Annotated in this window: 21 protein-coding genes; 10 read left to right on the forward strand and 11 right to left on the reverse strand. The window is 71.4% G+C overall.

The genetic code is table 11. The features are described 5' to 3' along the window. The first annotated feature begins 103 nt into the window (after window positions 1-103). Window positions 104-994 (forward strand): GNAT family N-acetyltransferase, encoded by an 891-nt coding sequence (locus ACIRRY_RS24135; RefSeq protein WP_403976198.1) that lies wholly within the window; start codon window positions 104-106, stop codon window positions 992-994. A 180-nt stretch (window positions 995-1,174) separates the two neighbouring features. Further along, a complete protein-coding gene (locus tag ACIRRY_RS24140) occupies window positions 1,175-1,531 on the forward strand; it encodes a hypothetical protein (RefSeq protein ID WP_403976405.1) in 357 nt (118 codons plus the stop codon). On the opposite strand, the gene ACIRRY_RS24145 is transcribed toward ACIRRY_RS24140, so the two are convergent. The 3 genes from ACIRRY_RS24145 to ACIRRY_RS24155 form a co-directional block, all read right to left on the reverse strand. Beyond that, on the reverse strand, window positions 1,532-2,419 hold the full coding sequence (locus ACIRRY_RS24145) for a Gfo/Idh/MocA family protein (RefSeq protein WP_403976200.1): 888 nt from the start codon (window positions 2,417-2,419) through the stop codon (window positions 1,532-1,534). A 672-nt stretch (window positions 2,420-3,091) separates the two neighbouring features. Next, on the reverse strand, window positions 3,092-4,270 hold the full coding sequence (locus ACIRRY_RS24150) for a GDSL-type esterase/lipase family protein (protein WP_403976202.1): 1,179 nt from the start codon (window positions 4,268-4,270) through the stop codon (window positions 3,092-3,094). A 25-nt stretch (window positions 4,271-4,295) separates the two neighbouring features. After that, entirely contained in the window at window positions 4,296-4,871 is a 576-nt protein-coding gene (locus ACIRRY_RS24155; protein ID WP_403976205.1) for a TetR/AcrR family transcriptional regulator, read from the reverse strand. 71 nt (window positions 4,872-4,942) lie between these two features. Between ACIRRY_RS24155 and ACIRRY_RS24160 the strand changes: the two genes are divergently transcribed. From ACIRRY_RS24160 to ACIRRY_RS24175, 4 genes are all read left to right on the forward strand, one after another. Continuing rightward, on the forward strand, window positions 4,943-5,437 hold the full coding sequence (locus ACIRRY_RS24160) for an FBP domain-containing protein (protein ID WP_403976207.1): 495 nt from the start codon (window positions 4,943-4,945) through the stop codon (window positions 5,435-5,437). A gap of 120 nt (window positions 5,438-5,557) precedes the next feature. Continuing rightward, window positions 5,558-6,415: an aldo/keto reductase gene (locus ACIRRY_RS24165; protein ID WP_403976209.1), complete on the forward strand. Its 858-nt coding sequence runs from the start codon at window positions 5,558-5,560 to the stop codon at window positions 6,413-6,415. A gap of 107 nt (window positions 6,416-6,522) precedes the next feature. After that, complete coding sequence (locus tag ACIRRY_RS24170; protein ID WP_403976211.1) at window positions 6,523-8,292, forward strand: ABC transporter ATP-binding protein; 1,770 nt, start codon at window positions 6,523-6,525, stop codon at window positions 8,290-8,292. A 74-nt stretch (window positions 8,293-8,366) separates the two neighbouring features. Next, window positions 8,367-8,609, forward strand: coding sequence for a DUF5133 domain-containing protein (locus ACIRRY_RS24175; RefSeq protein WP_403976213.1), 243 nt, complete (start codon window positions 8,367-8,369; stop codon window positions 8,607-8,609). A 5-nt stretch (window positions 8,610-8,614) separates the two neighbouring features. On the opposite strand, the gene ACIRRY_RS24180 is transcribed toward ACIRRY_RS24175, so the two are convergent. Beyond that, window positions 8,615-9,583: a GlxA family transcriptional regulator gene (locus ACIRRY_RS24180; RefSeq protein ID WP_403976215.1), complete on the reverse strand. Its 969-nt coding sequence runs from the start codon at window positions 9,581-9,583 to the stop codon at window positions 8,615-8,617. A 145-nt stretch (window positions 9,584-9,728) separates the two neighbouring features. On the opposite strand from ACIRRY_RS24180, the gene ACIRRY_RS24185 reads away from it, so the two are divergent. Continuing rightward, window positions 9,729-10,196: a hypothetical protein gene (locus tag ACIRRY_RS24185; RefSeq protein WP_403976218.1), complete on the forward strand. Its 468-nt coding sequence runs from the start codon at window positions 9,729-9,731 to the stop codon at window positions 10,194-10,196. 4 nt (window positions 10,197-10,200) lie between these two features. On the opposite strand, the gene ACIRRY_RS24190 is transcribed toward ACIRRY_RS24185, so the two are convergent. Then, a complete protein-coding gene (locus ACIRRY_RS24190; protein WP_403976220.1) occupies window positions 10,201-12,240 on the reverse strand; it encodes a SpoIIE family protein phosphatase in 2,040 nt (679 codons plus the stop codon). A gap of 200 nt (window positions 12,241-12,440) precedes the next feature. On the opposite strand from ACIRRY_RS24190, the gene ACIRRY_RS24195 reads away from it, so the two are divergent. Further along, window positions 12,441-13,601, forward strand: a complete 1,161-nt coding sequence (locus tag ACIRRY_RS24195; RefSeq protein WP_403976223.1) for a serine hydrolase domain-containing protein — start codon at window positions 12,441-12,443, stop codon at window positions 13,599-13,601. Between the two features lie 42 nt (window positions 13,602-13,643). Here the strand turns inward: ACIRRY_RS24195 and tgmB are convergent, their stop codons facing one another. The 3 genes from tgmB to ACIRRY_RS24210 form a co-directional block, all read right to left on the reverse strand. Continuing rightward, complete coding sequence (gene tgmB / locus ACIRRY_RS24200; protein WP_403976226.1) at window positions 13,644-14,627, reverse strand: ATP-grasp ribosomal peptide maturase; 984 nt, start codon at window positions 14,625-14,627, stop codon at window positions 13,644-13,646. 16 nt (window positions 14,628-14,643) lie between these two features. Then, window positions 14,644-14,835: a putative ATP-grasp-modified RiPP gene (gene tgmA, locus ACIRRY_RS24205; RefSeq protein ID WP_033283043.1), complete on the reverse strand. Its 192-nt coding sequence runs from the start codon at window positions 14,833-14,835 to the stop codon at window positions 14,644-14,646. Window positions 14,836-14,999: 164 nt separating this feature from the next. After that, window positions 15,000-15,296, reverse strand: coding sequence for a YkvA family protein (locus ACIRRY_RS24210; protein WP_403976228.1), 297 nt, complete (start codon window positions 15,294-15,296; stop codon window positions 15,000-15,002). A 156-nt stretch (window positions 15,297-15,452) separates the two neighbouring features. On the opposite strand from ACIRRY_RS24210, the gene ACIRRY_RS24215 reads away from it, so the two are divergent. Further along, on the forward strand, window positions 15,453-16,256 hold the full coding sequence (locus ACIRRY_RS24215; protein WP_403976231.1) for a helix-turn-helix domain-containing protein: 804 nt from the start codon (window positions 15,453-15,455) through the stop codon (window positions 16,254-16,256). A gap of 678 nt (window positions 16,257-16,934) precedes the next feature. Here ACIRRY_RS24215 and ACIRRY_RS24220 read toward each other — a convergent pair. The 3 genes from ACIRRY_RS24220 to ACIRRY_RS24230 form a co-directional block, all read right to left on the reverse strand. After that, window positions 16,935-18,206 carry an alpha-L-fucosidase gene (locus ACIRRY_RS24220; protein ID WP_403976233.1) on the reverse strand — a complete coding sequence of 424 codons (1,272 nt, stop codon included), beginning with the start codon at window positions 18,204-18,206 and terminating at the stop codon, window positions 16,935-16,937. Between the two features lie 141 nt (window positions 18,207-18,347). Beyond that, window positions 18,348-19,583 (reverse strand): hypothetical protein, encoded by a 1,236-nt coding sequence (locus ACIRRY_RS24225; RefSeq protein ID WP_403976235.1) that lies wholly within the window; start codon window positions 19,581-19,583, stop codon window positions 18,348-18,350. Window positions 19,584-19,857: 274 nt separating this feature from the next. After that, complete coding sequence (locus ACIRRY_RS24230; protein ID WP_403976237.1) at window positions 19,858-20,289, reverse strand: hypothetical protein; 432 nt, start codon at window positions 20,287-20,289, stop codon at window positions 19,858-19,860. A gap of 245 nt (window positions 20,290-20,534) precedes the next feature. Here ACIRRY_RS24230 and ACIRRY_RS24235 point away from each other — a divergent pair, with 245 nt between their 5' ends. Next, entirely contained in the window at window positions 20,535-21,065 is a 531-nt protein-coding gene (locus ACIRRY_RS24235; protein ID WP_403976240.1) for a PadR family transcriptional regulator, read from the forward strand. Window positions 21,066-21,110 lie beyond the last annotated feature (45 nt).

Below are 21,110 nucleotides of genomic sequence, written 5' to 3' on the forward strand. Positions count from 1 at the left end.
CATGAGGTTCCCAACACCCCAGCGCTCCCTCCCCGTTGACCCGGCGTGTCTCGACTGACCTGACCGGGAGCGCTCCACGCGGTACCCCTCCCGGAGGAAACCCATGACCGATCTGGTCATTCGCGCGCTCGACGAGAGCGACGCCCATCTTTTCGACACCCTTCCCGACCCGCTCGGCGCCCGAGCCGCGGACCGGCTGACGACCTGGCGGCCCGACTGGCAGCGGGTCGCACTGCGCGACGGCACGATCGTCGCGCGCGGCGCCTGGTGGGGCGGTCCGAACGACACCGAGCCCCTCACGATCAACTGCTTCGACGTGCTCGAGGGCGAGGAGGCGGCAGGGGCCGAACTCCTGCGCAGCGCACCCTGGCGCGTCGGCGCGGAACTGAACCTCTTCGCCGGCTGGCGCGACAGCCCCGAGGCGCGCGCCGCCGCCGAGGCCCGCTTCACCGCCCTGCGCGCGGCCGGGTACGAGCTCCTGGTCGAGCGCTTCATCTACCGATGGACCCCGGAGTGCGGGCTGCCCGAACGCCCCGGACGGCTCGTCTTCGCCCCCGAACCGGACGACGCCGTGTTCTTCGACGCGCTGCGCCGCATCCACTCCGTCACCCTCGACGCCCACGCCCAACTGGCCCTGAAACAAGGGGGAGTCGACCAGGCCGCACAGGAGGAGATCGACTTCTTCCGCTGGTGCCCGTCCCCGCGCGAGTGGTGGCAGGTCGCCCGCACCCCCGAGGGTGACCTCGCGGGCATCCACATCCCGGCCCACAACCCGTCGGGCCCGTGCATCGGCTTCATCGGCGTCGTACCGGAACAGCGCGGCCACGGCTACGCCCGCGACCTGCTGGCCGAGTGCACCCACTACCTCGCCGAACGTGGCGCCGAGTTCATCGCCGCCGCCACGGACCAGGGCAACTTCCCGATGGCCGCACACTTCGCCAAGGCCGGCTACCCGGTCATCCGCGAACGGGCCAACTTCCACTTCGTCGACTAGCACGCACCCGCCCGTAGAACGGCGTGACAGTCGGCCCGGCCCGCACTCCGCACCGGGCCGACTGTCAGTGCCGGGTGCCATGCTGGCGACAGGTTGATCCACGGCAGGTCGACCTACGGCACGCGTTGCTACGACATGTGGTTCCACGACACATCGCTCTACGGCGGGATGGAGGCGGGCATGGGGTTCGTCGGCGAGGTCTGGCAGGTGCGCACGGGCGCGGAAGCGGGCGCGGAGCCGGTGGGAGAGATCCTGATCGACGACGCCGATTTCCCTTGGCTGTCGGGCAAGTTCACCCCAGGCCCGGCGTTCGACACCGTACGGGACCTGTTCGCGCGGGAACTCGCCCTGGCGCAGGCGGACGGTGAGTGGGCGCGGTGGGAGGAGGCCTACGACGAGATCCGGCGGCAGGTGACGCTCACCTCGCCGGACGGGCCCGTCCCCGAGTTCCTGCTGCACATCGAGGGGGAGCGGGCCTGGTTCCGGTGGATCGACGAGCCGTTCGACGAGGACGAGGAAGCGCCCGACGGCGGGTGATCAGCGTGCGTCGGCGTCCACCATCGCCTCGGCCTCGGCCAGGATCTCCGTGACCCGCTGCCCGAAAGCCGCGTCACACGCGTGCGGTCGGCCCGTGCGGACGGCCTCGCTCAGCGCGTCGGCGGCCCGCGCCAGGGCGGACACCGCATCGCCCGAGCTGTCCGGAATGCTGGTCACCCCGGCCGCGCCGCGCAGTTCGACCGTGACTCCAGCCGCCGCGGTCGGCGCGGTGAGGCTCAGGGTGAGCGTGCTGGAGGCACCGCCGGCGTGGTCCAGGACCAGCAGGACCGTGTCGCCGGGACCCCGCACGGCGGCGGCCACCCGGCGGGCATCGCCGAGGACCGGCAGCAGCACGGACAAGGCGTGCGGGCCCACGTCCCACAGCGCGCCCTTCTCCTGCCGCCAGGGCGAGGCCGCGAACGGGCTGTCGCTGGTGAACACCGAGCCGAGCCACTCGGCCCGGGCCGTGAACCAGCCTTCGGCGGCGGCCTGTTCGGTGATCCACGCCTCGGTCTCCGGCTGGAAGCGGGCGGTGAAGAACACGACCGATGCGACCCCGGCCTCCCGCACCGCGTCGACCACGGCTCGCCCCTGCTCCACCGTCGGCGCCAGAGGCTTGTCCAGCAGCAGATGACGTCCCGCCCGCGCGGCCCGCACCGCCAACTCGGCCTGCACGGACGGCGGCAGCGCCATGGCGACGGCGTCCACGTCCGCGAGCAGCGCGTCGACATCGTCGTAGGCCGGTACGCCGTGCCGGTCGGCCAGTTCCTTGGCGGCGTCGGCGCGGCGGCCCCACACGCCCGCGAAGTCCCACGCGTCGTGCCCACTGAGGGCGGGGGCGTGTGCCATCTGGGCCCAAGGGCCGGTGCCGAGCAGTCCGATGCGCATGACGCTGCCTTTCCGCGGTCGAGCGAGGTGACGGGGCCGGAGCCGGTCCGACCGTCCGGTCGCAGGTGAGCGTGCCACACGACCAGGGCAGGTGCGCAAGCCCTCCCCGCCACGCGGCGCTTCGCGCGGCCCATGGACCGCGGGGCGACCGACCGGCCGGAGCTCTGCGCGGCCAGACCCCTGCGTGGCCTAGCCGCGGCCCGGCGCATCAAGGGGCCGATGGGACGCGGGGATGCGCGCGGTCCGGCGTCTGCGCGGCCAGGCCGCGGCTGGGCGCAACGAGGGGCCGATGGGACGCAGGGGATGCGCGCGGCCGGACCTCTGCGTGGCGGGGCCTCTGCGCGGCCAGGCAGCGATCCGGCGCAACGAGGGCCGAGGGGACGCGGGGCGCTGCGCGCGGCCGGACCTCTGCGTGGCGGGGCCTCTGCGCGGCCAGGCTGCGGCCCGGCGCGACGAGGGGCTGATGGAACGCGGGGCGCTGCGCGCGGCCGGGCCCCTGCGTGGCCGGGTCCCGCGCTGCCAAGCCGCCGCTCGCCGCATCAAGGGGTCGATGGGATGCAGGGCGATGTGCGCGGCAAAGCCTCCGCGCGGCAAAGCCTCCGCGAAGCACCCGCCTGGCCAAGCACCCGCCCGGCCAAGCCCGCGCGCGACCGCGCCCCCGCTCGGCCGGCCTCAGCCGCTCCCCGTCGAGAAGGCACCGCCCTCGCCGAACACGAGCCGCCCGAAGTTCTCGGCGATGCGTCGGTGTCCCGCCGGGTCGGGGTGGACCCCGTCGGGGAGCGGGAGTTCGGCGTGGTCCTTCTCGCCGTAGAGGTCGCGGCCGTCGAGGTGGTGCAGGTTCGGGTCGTCGGTCGCCCGCTGTTCGACGATCCGGGCGAGTTCGGCGCGGATGACGGTGAGCGTCAGACGCCCGAGGGCCCGCTCGGCCGGATCGCCGGTCGCCTTGAACCGCAGGGCCCCGCCGTCGGAGTCGGGCATGAGCGGGCCGGGCGTGTCCTCCTGGACCGGGCAGAGGATGGCGGACACGACCAGCAGTGGTGTGGTCGGATGCTCCTCGCGGAGGGTGTCGAGGAAGCCGTGGACCGCGGGGCCGAAGGCGCGCAGGCGCATCGCGTCGGCGTTGACGACATTGATGCCGATCTTGACGCTGATCAGATCCGCGGGGGTGTCCCGCATCGCCCGGGCGGTGAACGGGTCGAGCAGCGCGCTCCCGCTGAACCCCAGGTTGACCAGCTCAACTTGACCCCGGGCGGCCGCGAGCGCCGGCCAAGTGGCCGTCGGATGCTCGGCGTTCGAGCCATGGCTGATGGAACTGCCGTGATGCAGCCACACCTTGCGCCCGTTGTCCCGTGCCTTTTCGACGGGCGCGTCGGTGCGCAGGGCGATCACCTCGGTGATCTCCGTGTGCGGGAGCCAGATCTCGACGTCCTTCTCACCTGCCGGAAGACCGGTGAAACGGGCGGTGCCGGGCTCGCCCTCCGACACCTCGGAGGCCTGGGTCACCATGTCGGTGATCGTGCGCACCCGGCCGCCGGGCACCGTGGCCCGCGCGGTGAGACGGCCGTCGACCAGCAGGTCGTACACACCGTCCGGCGGGGGTGGGAATCCCCGGTAGACGCGCTTGGTGGGCAGCGTGTCCAGGCCGATGGTGGTGGCCCGGGTGCGGAAGACCAGCCGTACGCCCGAGGGTTGTGCCTCGGCGATGGCCGTCTGGTCGTCGGGGATCTGCCGGCGGGCCCGGGCGGGCAGCCGGTGCGGCAGCAGGCCGTGCGCGGTCGTCTCCACGTCCAGGTGGCCGCGGAGCAGGTCGGTGGTGACCGGGGTGGTGATCATGTCGTGCTCGGTGTTCATCGCCTCAACCTGGTGATCGGGGTGGTCAGTTGTGGGGCACGGCCCGGTTCCGCAACAGCGTGTCCAGGGAGTCCACGATCCAGGCCCAGGACTCCCGGGCGTCGGGCGCGCTGTGGTCGAAGCCGCCGGCCAGCTCCAGGCTGACGTAGCCGTGGAAGACACTGCCCAGCATCCGGACGGCGTGGGTCTGGTCCGGCTCCGCCATGTCGTAGCCGCGCAGGATCGCCCGGGTCATCTGCGCGTGCCGTACCCCCGCGCTGGCGGCCGCCGTCTCGGGATCGAGCCGGAGCCGTGCCGCGTCGTACCGGCCGGGGTGCTCCCGGGCGTAGTCGCGATAGGCGTCGGCGAAGGCGGCCAGGGCGTCCTTGCCGGCCCGTCCGGCCACGGCGTCGGAGACCCGGTCGGCGAGTTCCTCCAGGGCGAACAGGGCGATCCTGGTGCGGAGTTCCTGGGAGTTCCTCAGGTGCGAGTACAAGCTGGCGACCTTGACGTCAAAGCGCCGGGCGAGTGCCGAGAGGGTCACGTGCTCGAAGCCCACCTCGTCGGCCAGCTCCGCACCCGCCAGGGTCAGCCGCTCCGGCGTCAGTCCCGCTCTGGCCATAACCTTCCTCCCATTCGACGATGGCTATTATGCATTTGCCTAAAGGTTTTAGGCAAACTAGCGTGCCGTTCATGAGACCTCTGACCGAGCGGGAGATCCGCACCGCCTTCGTGAACTGCACCAAGGGCGAGGCCAAGCGCCTGTCCGTCCCGCGTGACCTGGCCGAGCGGCCCTGGGACGATCTGGACTTCCTCGGCTGGCGGGACCCCCAGGCCCCCGACCGGGCCTATCTCGTCGCCGAGCTGGACGGCCGCCTCACGGCGATCGCGTTGCGCGCCACTGGTGCCGCCTCCTGGCAGGCGCGGCGCAGCATGTGTTCGCTCTGCCTGACCACCCATACCGGAGGCGTCTCGCTCATGGTCGCCGCGAAGGCGGGCAAGGCCGGGCAGCAGGGCAACTCCGTGGGCGCCCACCTGTGCGACGACCTCGCCTGTCCGCTGTACGTGCGCGGCAAGAAGGACGCGGGCGTCGGCGCACGGCTGCCCGAGTCCCTCACCCTGGAGGAGAAGATCCGACGGACCGTCACCAACCTCACGGCGTTCATCGCCAAGATCGCTCCTCATTGAGCAGTCCCGCTGCTGGATGCGTTCGATTTCTTCTATTGGACCTGGGGACCCGGGCCGGAGAGGCTGGAGGGCGCGACAGTCGGACGACCCCACCGGATGACCGGAAGAGGAGCACGAGCCATGGACACCCGCCGTATCGGTGACGTCGAGGTCAGCGCGATCGGCCTGGGCGGAATGCCCATGTCGATCGAGGGGCGGCCGGACGAGGCACGCTCCCTCGCGACCATCCACGCCGCCCTCGACGCGGGCGTGACGCTGATCGACACCGCGGACGCCTACCACCAGTTCGCCGACGAGGTCGGACACAACGAGACCCTGATCGCCAAGGCCCTCGCCTCTCACGACCGGGGCGCGGACGTCCTGGTCGCCACCAAGGGCGGCCATCTCCGCCCCGGGGACGGCAGTTGGACCCTGAACGGCAGCCCCGCGTACCTCAAGGAAGCCTGCGAGGCGTCCCTGCGCCGGCTGGGTGTGGAGGCCATCGGGCTCTACCAGTTCCACCGCCCGGACCCGCGGGTCCCGTACGCGGACTCGGTGGGCGCGGTACGGGAGTTGCTCGACGAGGGCAAGATCCGTCTGGCCGGCATCTCGAACGCGAACCCCGAGCAGATCCGGCTCGCGAACGAGATCCTCGACGGCCGGCTGGTCTCCGTGCAGAACCAGTTCTCCCCTGCCTTCCGCTCCAGCGAACCGGAGTTGGACCTCTGCGACGAACTCGGCATCGCCTTCCTGCCCTGGAGCCCCCTCGGCGGCATCGCCCGCGCCGGTGAACTCGGCTCCGCCTACGCGCCGTTCGCCCGGATCGCCGAGCGGCACGGCGTCAGCCCGCAGCGCGTGTGCCTGGCCTGGATGCTCGCCAAGTCGCCGGTCGTCGTACCGATTCCGGGCGCCAGCCGCCCCGAGACGATCCGCGACTCGGCCGCCGCACCCGAACTGACCCTTTCCGTCGAGGAGTTCGCGGAGCTGGACGCCGCCTGAGACGGCTGTGACGCTGGAGGTGTAGTAGAGGCGGGCAAGGGAAGTAAGCGCTTGCCCGCCAACCGGCCACAGGGGGCCGACCGGTCACAGGGGGAGGACCACCACCGATGGCGTCGTCCACGGAGAAACCGCTCGACCACCGCTACCGCGGCGAACACCCGATCCGCACGCTCGCCTACCTGTTCCATGCCGACCGCAGACGACTGGCCCTGGCCGTCGCCGTGTTCACGGTCAAGCACAGCCCCGTCTGGCTGCTCCCGCTGATCACCGCGTCCATCATCGACACCGTCGTCCAGCACCAGCCGGTCAGCAGACTCTGGATCAGCACCGGCGTCATCCTGTTCATCCTGCTGATCAACTACCCCCTGCACGTCCTGTACGTCCGCCTCCTCTACGGTAGCGTCCGCCGCATGGGCACCGACCTGCGCTCGGCCCTGTGCACCCGCATGCAGCAACTCTCCATCGGCTACCACTCCCGGGTCAGCGCGGGCGTGCTCCAGGCCAAGGTCGTGCGCGATGTGGAGACGGTCGAGCAGATGGTCCAGCAGACCGCGGAGACCGGCCTCGGCGCGATCACCGTGCTCACCGGCGGACTGGTCATCATCGGCTTCCGCACACCGGAGTTCGTGCCCGTCTTCATCGTCGTCGTACCGGTCGCCGCGCTGCTCGTCTCCCGGCTCAAGGCGCGCCTTCGCACCCACAACGAGCAGTTCCGCCACGAGGTCGAGACCCTCTCCTCGCGCGTGACGGAGATGACCCGCCTCATCCCGGTCACCCGCGCCCACGGCCTGGAGGGCAAGGCCCTGCGCCGCATGGACGGCACCCTGCGCCGCCTGCTCACCTCCGGAAACCGCCTCGACCTGCTCAACGGCCGCTTCGGCTCACTGGCCTGGGTCGTCCTCAACGTGGTCGGCGTGATGGTCCTCAGCGGCGCGGCCCTGGTGTCGTACTACGGCGTCTGGGGAGTCACCGCCGGCGACGTCGTCATGCTGAGCGCCTTCCTGACCACCCTCACCAACTCCACCACGACCCTCACGACCCTGGCCCCGGTCATCACCAAGGGCCTGGAATCGGTCCGTTCGGTCGGAGAGGTGCTCCAGGCACCCGAGTTGGAGGACAACGCGGGCAAGGCGAAGGTCACCGAGGTGGGCGGAGCCGTCGCCTTCCGGAACGTCGGCCACACCTACGATGAGCAACTCCGGCCCGCCGTGCACGACTTCACGCTCACCGTCGCACCCGGTGAGACCGTCGCCCTCGTCGGCGCGTCCGGAGCGGGCAAGTCAACGGTCCTCAACCTCGTCATCGGCTTCATCCGCCCCACCAGCGGCCAACTCCTGCTCGACGGCACCGACATGAACACCCTCGACCTGCGCACGTACCGCCGCTTCGTCTCGGTCGTCCCGCAGGAGTCGATCCTCTTCGACGGCACGATCCGCGACAACGTGGCCTACGGCATGGACGACGCCGACGAGGACTCGGTGCGCGCGGCCCTGCGCGACGCCAACGCCCTTGAGTTCGTGGAGAAGTTGCCGCAGGGCCTGGAGACCCTGGTCGGCGAGCGCGGGGCCCGGCTCTCCGGCGGTCAGCGTCAACGCCTCGCCATCGCACGGGCGTTGATCCGCGACCCCAAGGTGCTCGTCCTGGACGAGGCGACCTCGGCCCTGGACACCCGCTCGGAAGCGCTGGTCCAGCAGGCCCTCGCCCGGCTGCTGCGCGGCCGTACGACCTTCGTGGTCGCGCACCGGCTGTCCACCGTCCGAGGCGCCGACCGGATCGTGGTGATGGGCGACGGGGAGATCCTGGAGGTCGGCACGCACGACGAACTCCTGCGCCGGGGCGGGGCGTACACGGCACTGCACAGCGGGCAGGTCGCCTGACCGGATCCCGTGGCCGCGTGCTTGATTCGCCGTCGACGGGGCACCCGGAGCGCACAACGAGAGAGGGGCGCTCCGTGCTGGTGCCGGACCCGAAGGCCGTCAGGAAACTGCTCACCCGGTATGCCGTGCTGCGCATCTCCCTGGCGGAGAAGCATCACCCTCAGGCGGCCGTCGAGTTGAACGACGTCACCTACACCCTCTGCGTGATGACGGGCACGACCGGCATCCGGGAGGCCATCGTCAAGGCGGACGCCCTGCTGGCGGCGGCGCGGGACGCACGGACGAGCGTGGTCACGGACGGCTGCGCCCTGGCGTAGACCCGTCAGGAGAAGGCCACTTCGGGAACCGTCCTGCCGTGGAACGCCGAGCGGTACGCCTGCGGACTCGTGCCGACCACCCGGCGGAAGCGCTCGCGGAACGCGGTGGGGGAGCCGAACCCGGCCTGCTGGGCGATGCGTTCGACGGTGTGGTCGCTGTTCTCCAGCAGGTACTGGGCCCGTCGTACACGGGCCCGCAGCAGCCACTGGAGCGGTGTGCTGCCCGTCTGTTCGCGGAAGCGCCGGCTGAAGGTCCGCTCGCTCATGCCCGATCGCGTCGCCAGCGCGCCCAGGGTGACCTCGTGGGAGAGGTTGTCCTCGATCCACCGGAGCAACGGTTCGAGGGTCGAGCCCTGCGGGATCGGCGGGTGCCGGTGGACGATGAACTGGGCCTGCCCGCCCTCGCGTTCGAGCGGCATGACCGACAGCCGGGCCGCGTCGGCGGCGACCGCCGAGCCGTAGTCCCGCCGGATGAGGTGCAGACACAGGTCCAGCCCGGCGGCGGCACCGGCCGAGGTGAGGATCTGCCCGTTGTCGACGTACAGCACGTCCGGCTGCACCTCGACCAGCGGATAGTCCTTGGCCAGTGCGTCGGCCGCCACCCAGTGCGTGGTGGCCCGCAGCCCGTCCAGCAGTCCGGCCTCGGCCAGCACGAAGGCCCCCACGCAGATGGACACGATCCGGGTACCCGCCGCAGCCGCGTCCCGCAGTGCCGTCAGCACCCGCGCGGAGGGCGGCGAGGCCTGCTCCGAGCGGCCCGGGACGATGACGGTGTCGGCGTCCGCCAGCGCTTCCAGCCCGTGGTCGACCCGCAGCGCGAACCCGTCCGTCCGCACGTCCGGCGTCTCGCCGCACACCCGCACCCGGTAGGCGCTCCGCCCGTCCGGCAGCCGGGTGCGGCCGAACACCTCCATCGGTGTCGCCATGTCGAACGGCACCACATGATCAAGAGCCAGAATCGCGACGGTGTGCATGAACACCACGATAGGCGGATTCCCGCCAGGCCGATGACATGGCCTTCTGCCACAGAGGACCAGTTGCGACCGTTGGCGAGAATCCGTTGGAAGCTGTCATTTCAGCCTCTGTGCCTCGGACGCGGTACCTCCCTAGCCTGGGCCGGTGACCAAGATCCTTCTCGCTCTGCACGTCCTGGCCGCCATCGTCGCGGTCGGCCCTGTCACTGTCGCCGCCAGCATGTTCCCACCGGCGGCCCGCCGCGCTCTCACGGGCGCGGACGGCCCGGACGCGGGCGTGACGACCGTACGACTGCTGCACCGCATCTGCCGTCTCTACGGCGCGGTCGGGCTCGCGGTGCCCCTCTTCGGGTTCGCGACCGCCTCCGCCATGGGTGTCCTGAGCAGCGGCTGGCTCATCGCGTCCATCACGCTCACCGCGGTCGCGGCCGGCATCCTGATCGCCTTCGTGCTGCCGCGTCAGGACGAACTCCTGGAGGAACTCGGTGCGCGGCGGCCCGTGGAGCGGGCCGGGACCGTTCAACTCGCCATGTTCACCGGCATCTTCAACCTGCTGTGGGCGACCGTCACCGTCCTCATGATCATCCGTCCCGGTTCGACGACGGGCGCCTGACCGGTCAGCCCGTGACGCGGACCAGGAGCAGCGCGACGTCGTCGTCGGGTTCCGGGCGCAGCGCGTTGAGGAGCATGTCGCTCGTCTGCTCCAGGGGACGGCGGGAACTCTGCAGCAGCCGGGTCAGCGCGTGCAGCCCCACGTCGATCGACTCGCCCCGGTTCTCCACCAGCCCGTCGGAGTAGAGGGCGAGCAACGCCCCTGTGGTGAAGTCGACTTCGAGGGTCCCGAACTCCACCCCGCCGACGCCGAGCGGGACTCCGCCGGGAATGCCGAGGAGTTCCGCGGTGCCGTCGGGGTGGATCAGGACGGGCGGCAGATGCCCCGCGCTGGACAGCGCGCAGGTGCCGCGCCCGAGGTCGACGACGCCGTACGCGCACGTGGCGATCGCGTCACCGAGGGAGCCGGTGAGGTCGTCGAGGTGGTGCAGCAACTCGGCGGGCGGGAGGTCGAGCCGGGCCAGCGCGCGGGTCGCGGTGCTCAACTGCCCCATGATGGCGGCGGCTTGGACACCCTTGCCCATCACGTCCCCCACGACGAGGCCGGTACGGCCCGGCCCCAGTGGCAGCACGTCGTACCAGTCGCCCCCGACCTCGCTCAGCGCCGGGAGATAGCGGGCGGCGATGTCCAGCCCCTCCTGCCGGGCCGGGGCCGATGGCAGCAGGCTGCGCTGGAGGGTCAGCGCGGTGGTGCGCTCACGGCCGTAGAGGCGGGCGTTGTCGATGCAGATCGCGGCCCGCGCGGCTAGTTCCGCGGCGAGGACGCCGTCCTGTTCGTCGAAGGGGCGCTCGTTGACGGTGCGGTAGAGGCTCAGCGTGCCCAGCACCTCGCCGCGGGCCATCAGCGGGACGGCCAGGTAGGAGTGGACGCCCGCCGTGCGCAGGGTCTGGGCGGCGCGCCCGTCCCGGGCGATGCGGCGCATCATCGGCGGGTCGACCCGCTCGACCAGGATCGGTCCGGCCTCGCGCACGCACTGCGTGATGATGCGGTGGGGGCCGTAGGTGGCGAGTTCGCCCACCGGGTCCGCGGCGTGGATCGCGTCGGTGAGGTATCCGGCGGCGACCGCCAGCGCGCGGAACTCGACCTGCGCGTCCTCGGTCACCGGAGTGATGGAGCCGTCCGTGACGACCGATTCCAGTACGTCCACGGCGGCCAGGTCGGCCACGTCCGGGACGGCGACGTCGGCCAGTTCCCGCGCGGTCTGCTGGAGGTCCAGCGTCGTCCCGATCCGCACCCCGGCCTCCGCCACCACGGACAGCCGCCGACGCGCCTGCGCGACCTCGGCCGCCGCCTGCTCCCGCTCGGTCACGTCCAGGACGGCCATCGCCAGCCCGAGCACCCGGCCCTGCGCGTCCTCGATGCGGTGGTACGACTCCGAGTACGCCCGGTCAGCGAGGTCGGCGGGCGTCCGGCCCACGGTCTGCTGGTCGAGCAGCGGCTTGCCGGTGATCAGTACGTGCCGCATGCGTGACTCGATGGCCGCCACGTCCAGATTCGGCAGCACCTCGCCGACCCGGCGCCCGACGAGCTCCGCCTCTGGGACGCCGTTGATCCGCTCCAGGGCCGGGTTGACGCCGACCCACCGCAGCTCGGTGTCGAACACCGCGATGCCCACGGGTGTCTGCCGCACCAGGCTGTGGGACGTGGCCAGGTCCCGCTCCACACCCCGTACGGTCGTCGCGTCCGCCGCGAGCCCCAGCAGATGTGCGTGCCCGTGGCTGTCGCGCAGCCGCATCGTGCGGAACTCCACCTGCCGCTCGGTGCCGTCCCGGTGCAGCATCGGGAAGACCCCCGCCCAGCGGGCGCCCGTACCGACCTGCGCGAACAGCTCCCGCGCCCGGCTCCGGTCGTCGGGCGACACCAGCAGCCGGTCCGCGCGCTGCGTCAGCGCCTCCTCGGGGGAGTAGCCGAGCAACTGCTCCGCCTCCGGACTCCACAGCGTGATGTACCCGCCCGCGTCCAGGACCACGGCCGCGACCCGCAACAGGTCCAGCAGCCCTCCCGGGCCGGCCGTGACGTCGTCCCCGGCACCGTACGCGTCCATCCCAGCCGCTCCTTCCGGTGCGGCACGGCACCGCCAAGATCCGCACCACGGGTCATCCGATTACGGCACAGCACGGCCCACCCGGCAACACCGTGAGGAAGGGGGAGCCGACGGGGCCGTATGGAGCACGTACCCGCGCGGACGCAGACAAGCCCCCGGATTCTGGTCCTGCCCTGACCCCACTGCCCCCAGGACACTCCATGCCCCTGCCGCTCCGCCTCGTCTCCCTCCTGGTCGCCACCTGTGTCGGCGCCCTCGTGCCCGTTTCGCCCGCCGCCGCGGCCGACGACCGCTCCCTCCAGCGCGGCCTCGACGAACTGGTCGCCGCCCCGGGCGGCCCGCCCGGCGTGATCGTGGTGCTGCGCGACGGCGACCGGCAGCGCGTCCTGCGCGCCGGCACCGCCGATGTCACCACCGGCCGTCCGCTCGAAGCGCGCGACCACACCCGGACCGCCAGCACCAGCAAGGCCTTCAGCGGCGCGGTGGCCCTGAGTCTCGTACGACAGCACCGGCTCGGCCTCGACGACACGATCGGCGCCCGGCTGCCCCGGCTGCCCCACGCCTGGCGGAAGGTGACCCTGCGCCAGCTGCTCCAACACACCAGCGGGCTCCCGGACTTCAGTCAGAGCCCGCGGTTCCGGAGCCTCATCACGGCCGACCCGCACCGGCTCTTCGACTCGCGGCGCCTGCTCGACTTCGTGGCCGGCCAACCGCTGGGCTTCAGGCCCGGCTCGCAGTACCGGTACTCCAACTCCGACAACATCGCCGTGGCGCTGATGGCCGAGGCGGCGACCGGCGCACGCTACGAGGACCTGCTGCGTTACGACGTGTACCGGCCGCTGGGTCTGCGCGACACGAGCCTGCCGCAGGGGTACCGGATGCCGGAGCCGTACATGCACGGCTACGCGGTCGGCGGACCGTCCGGTCCTGAGGACGTCAGCGAGGCGATCGGCATGTCCGGGGTGTGGGCCTCGGGCGGCATCACGTCCTCGCCCCGCGACCTGTCCGCGTTCATCGGCGCCTACGCCGCCGGGGCCCTCACCTCGCGGGCGGCCGTGCGGGAACAGCGGCACTGGATCCCCGGCGCCTCCGAACCGGCCGGCCCCGGCCGCAACAGCGCCGGACTCGCCCTCTTCCGCTACGACACCCGATGTGGGGTCGTTCTGGGGCATACCGGTAACACTCTCGGTTACACACAGTTGATGGCGGCGACCCCGGACGGGCGGCGCGCGCTCACTTTCTCATTGACAACTCAGGTGAACCAGGCCGGGAACGCCGCACTGCTGCGCAAAGTCCGCGCGGTCGAGGAGGACGCCGTGTGCGCCCTCCTGGGGACATACGGGGCAGAGCATCACTCCTGACCCGGGCGCTCGCCCCGTCCACCTCAGGCGAACCGTTACTGCTCAACCGGCCGTACTGTCCGCCCCGTTGACGAGGTCTTGCCGCTCCGAGGCGGCGGGCAGGGCCAGCCACTCCGCGATGGTCCGGGCGATCGGCTGACCGGTCTCCGCCTCGATGAAGCCGAACTGGCCCGACTGGTTGCACTCCAGGAACCACCAGGTCCCGTCCCCGTCCTCGGCGAAGTCGAAGGCGCCGTAGGCCAGTTCGGCCTCGCGCAGATACGTCAGCACGGCCTCGGCGATGCGCGGCGGGACCTCGACGGGGTGCCAGGGCTGCGCGGCGGCGAACCGGACGTCGACCTCGGCGGGGTCGGGGTCCGGGGCGGTCGCCGTACGGGCGGCGAGCATCCGGTCGCCCACCGCGGTGAGCCGGATGTCCGCGCGCTTGGTGATCCGGCGTTGCAGCAGCGTGGGGCCGAACGCGACGGCGGCGAAGTCGGTGTCCGGCGCGACCCGGCTCGTCGGCACGGCCCGGGGCGGGTCCTGGGGATGGGCACCGGAGACCGGCTTGACCACCAGGTCCGGGAAGCGGCGCGAGAACTCGCGGGCGGCCTGCGGGAAGGTGGTGATGAGGGTGGCCGGCACGGGCAGCCCGCTGCGCTGCGCGAGACGCAGCTGCCAGGGCTTGTGCCGGGCGCGTCGGGCCGCGTCGGGGTGGTTCATCCAGCGGGCGCCACTGCCGCGGAGCATGCCGTAGAGCGCCTGGGAGGCCTCCTCGGTCAGCCATGCGGAGGGCTGGGGTGCGCGGGTGGCCGGCGCGCCGGGTCTGCGCACCCAGATGGAACGCAGTCCGCTCACGCTCACCAGCCGTCCCCCGGCCGAGAGATGGCCGCGGAAGGCTCCGTGGACGTACTCCCCGGAGAGCGCGACCCCGCCGGTGAGGTCGGCGGGATCGATCCGGACCACGGGGACGCCGGACGCGTGCAGGTGGACCACCACCAGGTCGGCCGTGACGTCCTCTTCGCAGGTAAGGACCAGAACGGTCATTTTCGTCGTTCCGTGTTCAGTCGTCGAAGTGAGTCTTCGATCCCGCGGTGGACGTCGTGGTCCCCAGTTCTCTCAGCAGAGCGAGATCGTGGGCGGCCACCCGTCCGTCGGCGAGCACGTTCAACTGCAGTCCGGAGTCGTAGCTGTACGGAGCGGTGAGCTCCAACTGTGCTGCCGGGCGAGCGTAGTTGAGCGCGAACGGTTGCATCGTCTCTCCCTCGTCGGTACTGCCTCGTGCAAGCGGTGGCCACCCTGCGAGGTCGCTTGGCCCGCTGACTTCCGTCTGCTTCCAGAGACTTATACGAATCGAACGAGTGAATGGTTTCCTTACTCTGCGTAGTCACAGGAAGGAACGCGAGCCGCCTGCCGGGCTCAGCGGAGGTCGTCCGGCAGACCCTTCTCCTGCTCGCCGAGGGAGTTGCGCATCGTGCGAAGAGCGAGAAGGAGCACGGCGATGTCGTCCAGATACACGGGGTCGGGCATGAGGTCGGTCGGCAGTACGAAGTACAGGACGGCCCCCCAGAAAACCCATTTCGGGCCGGTCGGAAGGCCTGCGCGCCGCAGTCCGCGCCGCATGCGGACGAGCCGCACCAGCACTCCGACGGCCACGGCGAGCAGCGCCACCGCGAGCACCACGGCGATGACGATCACGGTTGTGGTCGAGTCCACTGGCGCCCCATTTCCCGGTCCGGCCGCACGGCATGTGCCCTATCCGGATGCCCGATTACGGCCTCGGTATGGCCTACGAGGGGAACATCACACCCGAACGCGTCGAAGAGCCTTGACACTTGTTGACCCTTCGTCGGGCACTGGTACGTTTTCACCGTGAGCACGACCAACGGCACGGGAACCCACGTACGGATCGGCCTCGACGCCCCACCGCGCGTGGCCAGCCTCGGTGTCGGGGTGCACGGGACGGTGAGCCCGCGTGACGTGTTCCGGCTGCCCGATCTCTGGCAGCTCCATCTGTACCGCTACGAGGCGGAGTTGACCGTCGACGGGATGGCCCACGAGATCAGGCCCGGCCATGTGAGCCTGGTGCCACCGGGCGCGCTGGTGCGCTTCCACTACCGGGGCCGTTCGGAGCATCTCTTCGCCCACCTCGAACTCCCCTCCTCCGGTTCGCGATTGAGCGTTCCCGTGATGCAGGACGCCGGTACGCAGACGCCCGTGCTGACGGACCTGATGCAACGGGCCGTCGCGGCGGCGCCGCGCAACTCCGCCCGCGCGGCAGCGGAGTTGTGGACCGTCCTGTGGCGGGTGGCGGACCTGGCGACCCCGGCGGCGGGCGGGTCCACCGGCCCCCACCCCGCGTTCGCCCTCGCCGTCGCGCACATCGAGTCCCACCTGGCGGCCCAACTCACCGTCCCCGACGTGGCGCACGCGGCCGGCATCTCGCACAACCACCTCATCCGCCTGTTCCGCGCCGAGACCGGCACGACGGTCGTCGCCTACATCCGGCACCGCCGCATGGAACGAGCCCGCCACCTGCTCCGCGAGTCGACCCTCTCCGTCCCGGCGATCGCCGCGGCCGTCGGCATCGGTGACCTCCAGGCCTTCAACAAGACGTGCCGACGCGAACTGGGGGCTTCGCCGAGGGCGGTTCGGGCGCGGGTGGGTGGGGTTTGAGGGCGAGGGCTGAGCGTCGGGTAGGAGGGGGCTGAGGATGGGGTGGGCAGGACTGGGAAACGGGGTGGGGTGGAGGCCTGTGTGGGCTGCGGCACCAGCGCGCCGGGCCGGGTGGGTGTCGGCGAGTGGCATGGCCGCGCGTCGGTCCGGGTGGCCTGCGGGTCGTGTGCTGGGTTCGAGAGCGCTTGAGTCGGGAGCCGAGCACGGGAGTCTGTGGGCCACGCGCCGCTTCCGGCAGGCTGCCGGCGGTCCGCCGATTCTGAGGACCTACGAGTCACGCACCGGTTCCGGCAGCCCGTGGGTCGTGCGCTGGTCCCGAGGATCTTTGAGCCGCGTGCCGGTTCCGGCAGCCCGTGGGTCGTGCGCTGGTCCCGAGGATCTTTGAGCCGCGTGCCGGTTCCGGCAGTCTGCGGGCCGCCTGCCGCCCCCAAAAGCGCCCTTGAGTCGCGCGCCCGTCCCGGCAGGCCTGTGGGCCGTGCTCTAGCCCCGAGAACCCATGAGCCAGGTACCCGGTCCCGGCAGCCCACAGGCGCGCGTCGACCCGGGAACCCATGAGCCGCGCGCCGGCCCCCGCAGTCCCCGGCCGCGCGCCGGCCCCGACAAGCCCGCGGCGCCGGCGCCTGCCTCAACAACCCGCAGGACAGGCGCCGTTGCCGACCTCCGCCGGCGCCACCCGGCTCAGTCCCGGCCCACCCCCCGGTACACGTCCAACTCCCCGTCCAGTTCGACCGCCAGGACCGTCGCCTGCTCGTCCACGTCGGCGGCGTCCGGCGCGTTGATCCAGGTCACGCCCGGCACGTCGCCCAGACCGCCGATGACGTCGTGGGCGAGTTCGGCGCCGGTTCCGAGGACCGTGACCCGCTTGACGGGCGTACGGAGGCCGCGTACCGATACCGACTCGCGCGGTGGGTCGAAGCACACCAGGTACAGCGTGCGGCGGTCGGCGGAGAGGGTGCTGGGGCCGTAGTGGTGGCCGGTGGGGAGGCCGGCGACGGTGCCGTACACCGCCTCGGAGTGCCGGGCGATCCACGCGCCGAGCCCCTCAAGTCGGTCCACCTGCGCGGGCGTTATCGTCCCGTCCTCCATCGGGCCGACGTCGAGCAGCAGGTTGCCGCCCATCCCGATCGTCTCCGTGAAGTAACGCACCAGCTGCCGCACCGACTTGTGATGCTCGTCCGCGTGCTGGAAACCCCACGAGTCGTTGACCGTCAGGCACAACTCCCAAGGCCCGTCAGGGGCTTGCAGCGGCACTCCCTGCTCGGGTGTCGCGTAGTCGCCGTAACTGAGCATGCGGGCGTTGAGGACCGTGTCGGGATTGCCCGCGAGGATCAGCTCGGCCAACTCCCGCATGCCCCACTGCTCTTCGCTGCGCTCCCACTCGCCGTCGAACCACAGCAGGTCGGGCCGGTAGCGGTCGACCAACTCGCCGACCTGGCCGTCGCGGTAGGCGAGATAGCGGGTCCAGGCGGCCGGGTCCTCGTGGCCGGGCCGTGCGGAGGCGTAGAGGTTGGCGCGCATGTCCGTGTCGGGCGGGTGAGGGTGCACCGTGCTGGCGTAGTCGGGGTGGTTCCAGTCGGAATGCGAGTAGTACAGGCCGACCTTGAGACCCTCCTCGCGCAGTGCCTCGGTGTACGGTCCGATCAGATCCCGGCCCGCCGGGGTGCGGCGGACCACGTCCAGGTCACCGTGGGCCGAGTCCCACAGGGCGACACCGTCGTGGTGACGTGCGGTCAGCACCGCGTACTTGGCGCCTGCCCGCGCGAACAGCCCTGCCCAGGCCCGCGGTTCATAGCGCGCGGCGGTGAACCCGTCGAGCTGGCGCATGTACTGATCGTGCGGGACCTTGCCCGTGTAGAACGACCAGGACTCCGGCACACCGTCGACGGCGTAGATCCCGTAGTGGACGAAGATGCCCAACTTGGCATCGCGGAACCAGGGTTGCATCGGCATGCCGCAAAGCTAGGCCGGAGAGTGGCAGGAACGCGTGGGCGGTGATCACCACTGGTGGTTCATTTTCACCGCCGCCACTCCGCTGCGTAGGCACACGGCACCACCGATGGTCCCGAAAGTCGTCCGACCCGGATCCGACCGTTACCGCTTCTCGGCCGACTTGCCACCGTCACGCGGAGGATCTTCACGGTCGCTCTCGGTCGGCGGTGCGGGGCGCAGCCCCTTCGTCGCATCCCTCAGCCGACCGAACGTCCGTTGCAACGGCGACGACCCGGCGGACTGCGGAAACGACCCGGACACGCCACCGGCGGACTCGCGCAGCGCGGCCAGCGCTTCGTTGGCCCGGTCCGCGGACTCCCGGTACAGGTCGCGGGACTTGGTCATCGCCTCCAGCGCCTCGGCGTACATGGCCACGAGCCTGCGCTCCCGGGCCAGTTCCTCCTCCAGCGTCATCAGGCTCCACCGCTCCCGCAGCGCGGTGACGGCCTCCTCGCCGCCCTCCGGCAGCGGACGCGCGGACGCGGCGTAACGGCAGAGCACGTCCACGAGTGCGGTGGGCTCGGAACCGTCGAGGAAGACGCTGCGCACGGAGAAGTCGCGCACGTCGTAGGAGGGAGCCACGGGACTGGTGGGCAGCACCACCGCACCGCCGCGCGGCACCTGGAAGTCGAACTCGCGCAGCAACGCGTAGTTGACGGAGCGTAGTTGGTCGGGCGTGGCCCGGTGCTCCACCACGCAGTGTCGAAGACTCGGGGGCAGCAGCCGTGCCAGGGGCTGCCGGCCGTGCGCGTCCGGGGTCATGGCCTCGTGCACGACGACATGGATGCCCCAGCCGTCCTGCGCGCAGCTCCGGAACAGCCGCCGTAGGTCCTTCTCGTCGGAGGGCAGCGGATTGACCCGCCGGAAGCGCAGCCCCGGAACCGTCACATGGTCCCAGCCGGCGTCGGCGTTCCCGGGATCTTCCGGGTCCTCGGGCCAGAACACGGTCGCGGGCGAGGGCCACCGCGGATCCCAGACCCGCTCGGCCTCCGCGACCAGGACCCACTCCTGCCCCTCGGACGAGGACGAGGACGGGGGAGAGTGGGAGTGAGAGGACGAGCCGGAGGCCGAACCCGGCTCCGGTGCGCACGGCAGCGTCAACCGCGCCCGTACGGTCACCGTCCCCTCGACCCGCCAGCGTGCCTCGAAGACCCGCTCAGGAGCGGCCGGAGCGTCGTCCGCGTCCGGTTCCAGGTGGTCGTCGATGACCTCGCGGTCCTTGAGCCGTCGCAGCTGTCGCCGTACGACCTCCGCGGTGTCGTCGGACCCGATGTGGCGGCCACGAGCCAGCCACACCGTGTGGGGGATCGTGGGCGGAGCTGCGGAGGAGTTCGACATAGGCCAATCTGCGGGCGGGTGCGGTGCTGACCCACCAGTATCCCCGTGGGAGATCTCGGCGGGTCAAGCGGGGGGTCGAGCAGGGGTCGCAGCGTCTCGTATGCCCGATTTTCCTGCGATACCGCGTGAGCTTACGCGCGGGGTGTGATCTGTTCACTCCGGGAGGTCAGGTTTCACGCGTGCATTTGACATGGCCCGGTCCTCAGAATGGTGGGGCGGAGGGGACCCGCCCACCATCCGCTCGGGGCGGGTCCCGTCCGTGTGCCATCGGACCTCACCGCCCCCGACGCCTGTTCGCGTGGCCCGGCCGGGACGGGACGCCCGGATCGGGCGCGGGTGCGCTGAACCCGGCCGGAACCGGACGCGCGCTCGTCGCGGACGGTACCTCCAGGGGTACGACCGTCTCCTCGCGCGGTGGCCGGGTGCGCGGCACGGGCTTGCCGACGACGCGGGTGTGCGTCATCAGCGAGGCGCAGGCCGCGCAGACCTCGGCGAGGGTCCACACCTGGCCGACCGCGGGATCGTGGCGCAGCACGAGCAGCACCGAGCCCGAGCAGTCGACCCGGGTCCCCTCGTGCGCGGCGCACCGCTGCCGCCGGCAGCCGCAGGCCGCGTCGGGGCGTACGGTCGCCGCTCTGACGTGGGCCGCCGCATGGGCTTCGGCGAAGCGGCGCACGGCCGCGAGATCGCGCGACCGGGCCGGCATGCCGCACCCGGAGGAGCAGCTCACCGAGGCGGTGCGGTCGCGGTGACCGGTGATGCGAATAGTCCAGGTACGCCCGGGTCGACGGGCTGACGGGGCGTCAGGATACGCGAGAGCCAAGACCACAGTTCCTTTGAGTGGAGGTGTTCACGCGGAAGAGGCGCTGAGTTAAGAACTACCCGTCGTGGGGCAGTTCACATCATTTGCGGACCCCAAGTATTCGTTCGACACCGCGATACGGTCGACGCATGTCTGACGTGCGGCTGACCACCTCCTCGTTCCTCGTCCTCGGCATCATCGACAAACTGGGCGAGGCGAGTCCGTACGACGTGAAGACGGAGGCCGCGCGCACCGTCGCGCCGTTCTGGTCGATGCCGCACGCGCAGGTGTACGCGCAGTGCGACCGGCTGCTGGAGGGGGGCCTGCTGTCCCAGGTGCGGCGGGAAAGCGGCCGTAACCGCCGGGTGTTGACCCTCACCGGCCAGGGCCTGGCCGTCCTCCGGGGCTGGCTCGACGACCCGGAGTTCGTGCCGGTCGAGGCCAGGGAGCGCGGCATCCTCAAGCTCTGGTTCGGCGGCCGGCCCGACGTCCTCGCCCCGGCCCAGCTCGGCGAGCACGAGAAGAGCCTGCGGGGCTACGAGGAACTCGCCGACGGTGTGCGTGAGTTACTGGCCCCCGGACAGCGCGAGGCGCTGGAGTTCGGCATCCGGTACGAGCGGATGATGATCGACTTCTGGGAGTGGGTGCGGCACCGCGACGAACGCGCGCAGGACCGTTGACCACGGCGTCGCCCGCCTCTACCGTCTCGATGGTCCAGACGAGAC

The sequence above is a fragment of the Streptomyces sp. NPDC101776 genome (genome assembly GCF_044766845.1).
In the GTDB taxonomy this organism is placed as follows: domain Bacteria; phylum Actinomycetota; class Actinomycetes; order Streptomycetales; family Streptomycetaceae; genus Streptomyces.